Below are 3,440 nucleotides of genomic sequence, written 5' to 3'. Positions count from 1 at the left end.
GCTGGCGGGCCTCGGTGCGGTCGCGCCGCGGCTCCAGCAGCCAGGTCTTGAGCAGGCGGCTGCCCATGCCGGTCATGCAGGTGTCCAGCAGCGAAAAGAGGGTGGGCGCGTCTTCGCCCCGCAGCGTGCGCGTCAGCTCCAGGTTGCGGCGCGTGGCCAGGGGCAGGGCGATCAGCTCGTCGCTCTGCTGCACGCGCACGCCGTGCACGTGGGTGAGCGATCGGCCCTGCGTGTGCTCGGCATAGGCCAGCAGCGCGGCGGCGGCGGCGTGGGCCTGGGCCAGGTCCTGCGCGCTCCAGGCGGCAAGGCTGGCCGCGCCCAGCTGCTCCAGCAGCTTGCGCTCGCCCAACGCGGCATCGAACTGCCAGTCCGGCCGCAGGCTCAAGGGGCAGGCGAAGGTGCCGTTCTGGCGCAGCGCCTTCAACTGCTGCTCGAAGCGCTCGGTCACGCCCGCGCTGTAGATCACCTCGCTCGGGCCTATGCGCGCGATCCAGGCGCCGACCTCGTCGTGCGTGCATTCGGCCAGGTGCACCAGCCCCTGCGTCACGCTGAGCCACGCCAGGCCGCAACGCGCGCGGGGGCCCTGGTGCACCGACAGCAGCAGCGATTCGGCCTTGTCGGACAGCAGTTCGCTGTCGGTGAGCGTGCCCGGCGTGACCACGCGCACCACCTTGCGCTCCACCGGCCCCTTGCTCGCGCCCACTTCGCCCACCTGCTCGCAGATGGCCACCGACTCGCCCATCTTGATGAGCCGGCCCAGGTAGTTCTCCAGCGCGTGGAAGGGCACGCCGGCCATCACCACCGGCTGCCCGCCGGACTGACCGCGCTGCGTGAGCGTGATGTCCAGCAGCCGCGCGGCCTTCTCGGCATCGGCGAAGAACACCTCGTAGAAATCGCCCATGCGGTAGAAGACCAGCGTGTCGGGGTACGCGGCTTTCAGGGCCAGGTACTGCTGCATCATCGGCGTGTGGTGCGAGAAGTCGCTGCCCAGATGCGGCGCGGCGGGCGCGGGCGTGTCAGGGGTGGAGGGCGATGCGGATGGCGATGCGGTGATGGGGGCGTTTTCTGCCGGCTGCTGCATGTTCTGGGTTCTCTCGACTTCACCGGGATCGCGGAGCGCGCGACGGCCGCTCGCTGCTGGCAATCCCCTGCGGGGTGGCATCGCGGCACCCGCTCGGTCAGCGGCCGGCCGCGGCGAACCCGCTATTGTGGACGAGCGCCCTGGCGCAAGCGGGACGACCCATCGCATCGGCAGTGCCTTGGCCGGCAGCCGCCGCCGTGCCCCGGGCCTTGCCAAAGCGTGGGTGGATGGATGCTGATTTCAAATAAAGCCAGAAAATAAGAAAAATATTCTCAATATGGCTCACTAACATGGTTGCTGTTACCCGGATCAACGGAAATCAAGCAACGCCATGGAAATCTACCTCGACGCCAACGCCACCACGCCCGTCCTGCCCGCCGCCCGCGATGCCGCCCTGGCCGCGATGGCGGACGACTACGGCAACCCCAGCAGCACGCACAGCACCGGTCTCAAGGCCCGCGCGCTGATGGATGCGGTGCGGGCCCGGGCCGCCGGGTGGTCGGTGCGCCTTCGGGCCAGCTGATGTTCGTGAGCGGCGCGACCGAGGGCATCCAGACCGCCGTGCTGTCGGCCCTGGACCATGTGCGCAGGCAGCGCATCGCAGGCGGCGACGGCGCCGCGGGGCCGCAGCTGCTGCTGTACGGCGCGACCGAGCACAAGGCGGTGCCCGAGGCGCTCCGGCACTGGAACACGCTGCTGCAGCTCGGCCTGCAGGTGCTGCCCATTCCCGTGGCGCACGATGGCCGGCACGACCTCGACTGGCTGCGCGCCCATGCGCCGCGCGCCGCGCTGGTGTGCACCATGGCCGCCAACAACGAGACCGGCGTGGTCAGCGATCTGGCGGGCATCGCGCAGGCGATGGCGGGCAGCGGCGCGCTGTGGCTGGTGGACAGCGTGCAGGCCCTGGGCAAGGTGGCGCTGCAGCTGGCCGACCACCCCATCGACTACGCCACGTTCTCCGGCCACAAGCTCTATGCGCCCAAGGGCATCGGCCTGCTGTACGTGCGTGAGGGCGCGCCGTTCACGCCCATGATGGCCGGCGGTGGGCAGGAGGGCGCCCTGCGCTCGGGCACCGAGAACATGGCGGGCATCGCTGCCCTGGGCGCGGTGCTGGCGGCGCTGGAGGGCGGCACCACGTTCCAGCCGCCATCGGTGCTGGCGGACTACCGCGCGCAGCTGGGCGCGGCGCTGGAGGCGGCCTTCCCCGGCCTCGTCTTCAACGCGCCGCCCGGGCTCTGCCTGCCCACCACGCTCAACTTCTCGGTGCCGGGCGTGGGCTCGCGGCTGTTGCTGGATCTGTTCGACGCCGCGGGCGTGCGCGTCAGCGGCGGCTCGGCCTGCAGCGCGGCCAAGGCCCAGCCCAGCCACGTGCTGCAGGCCATGCAGTTGCCGGCCTGGCAGGCGGACTCGGCCGTGCGGCTGTCGTTCGGCCCGGCCGCGGATGCTGCCTTCATCGGCGAGGCCTGCGTCCGCATCCGCGCGTGCGGCGAATCGCTGCGTGCCAGTTGCCTGGGCCCGGCCCAGCCGGCCGCGCTGCCCGTCGAAGGCGTGACCCGTTTCGTGGTCGATGGCGCATGCTGCTACCTGGTGGCCGATGCCGCCAGCCGCCGCTGCGCTGTGATCGATCCGCTGCCCGAGCTGACCGAGCGGCTGGCCCAGCTGGTGCGCTGCCAGGGCTACACGCTGGCAGCGGTGCTGGACACCCACAGCCATGGCGACCACGCGTCATCCGCTGCCGCGCTGCGTGCCGCCCTGGCCGGCCACCCGGCCGCGAACGAGGCCGTGGACGCCCTGGGCTGGCCGCAGCCCGCCGAGCGGATCGACCTGGGTACGCTGCACCTCACCCGCCTGGCCACGCCGGGCCACACCGAAGATGCCACGGCCTATCTGCTGTACGGCGCGCAGGGCCTGCGCCTGGCGTTCGTGGGCGACACCGTCATGCCGGGCTCGCTGGGGCGCAGCGATTTCGCGCAGAGCGCGCCGCTCGCCTTCGGGCCGTCGCTGCATCGCATGGCGCAACAACTGGGCACCCGGACGCTGCTGCTGCCCGCGCACGATGAAGACCACCGCTTCGCCACCACGCTCGCCACGGAATGCGCCGCCCAGCCGCTGCTGGCACAGGTGCTCGACGGGCGCCTGGACGCCCCGGGTTTCGCGCAAGCCAAGGCGCGGCTGGAGCAGGGCATGGCACCGCAGGAGGCCAGCGGCCAGCCCATGCTGTGCGGCGTGCGTGTGGACTCGCCGTGCGCATCCGCCGCGGGCAGCGACATGGCGCCCGCCGCGCTGCAGGCGATGCTGCAGGCCCCGCAGCCCGCCCTGCTGCTGGTGGACGTGCGCGAGCCCTACGAGCAGCGCCTGG

The 3,440-nt window shown here is 71.9% G+C and carries 4 protein-coding genes; 2 read left to right on the top strand and 2 right to left on the bottom strand.

All coding sequences use genetic code 11. The features are described 5' to 3' along the window. Nucleotides 1–961: MutS N-terminal domain-containing protein (locus AC27KI_RS20960; protein WP_487115635.1), on the bottom strand; the 961-nt coding region annotated here is incomplete at its 3' end. Between the two features lie 217 nt (nucleotides 962–1,178). Next, nucleotides 1,179–1,373 (bottom strand): hypothetical protein, encoded by a 195-nt coding sequence (locus AC27KI_RS20955; protein WP_487115633.1) that lies wholly within the window; start codon nucleotides 1,371–1,373, stop codon nucleotides 1,179–1,181. Between the two features lie 39 nt (nucleotides 1,374–1,412). Here AC27KI_RS20955 and AC27KI_RS20950 point away from each other — a divergent pair, with 39 nt between their 5' ends. Beyond that, nucleotides 1,413–1,604, top strand: coding sequence for a hypothetical protein (locus AC27KI_RS20950; protein WP_487115631.1), 192 nt, complete (start codon nucleotides 1,413–1,415; stop codon nucleotides 1,602–1,604). 5 nt (nucleotides 1,605–1,609) lie between these two features. Beyond that, nucleotides 1,610–3,440: aminotransferase class V-fold PLP-dependent enzyme (locus AC27KI_RS20945; protein ID WP_487115629.1), on the top strand; the 1,831-nt coding region annotated here is incomplete at its 3' end.

The sequence above is a fragment of the Acidovorax sp. KPB24-03 genome, from assembly GCF_057546605.1.
Note: the sequence above shows the minus strand (reverse complement) of the source record. Positions and strands in the feature narration are given on the sequence as shown.

What these genes read in the sequence shown, in the direction of transcription:
- AC27KI_RS20955 (WP_487115633.1), bottom strand. Translation starts at nt 1,373, where the DNA reads ATGTTAGTGAGCCATATTGAGAATATTTTTCTTATTTTCTGGCTTTAT.
- AC27KI_RS20950 (WP_487115631.1), top strand. Translation starts at nt 1,413, where the DNA reads ATGGAAATCTACCTCGACGCCAACGCCACCACGCCCGTCCTGCCCGCC.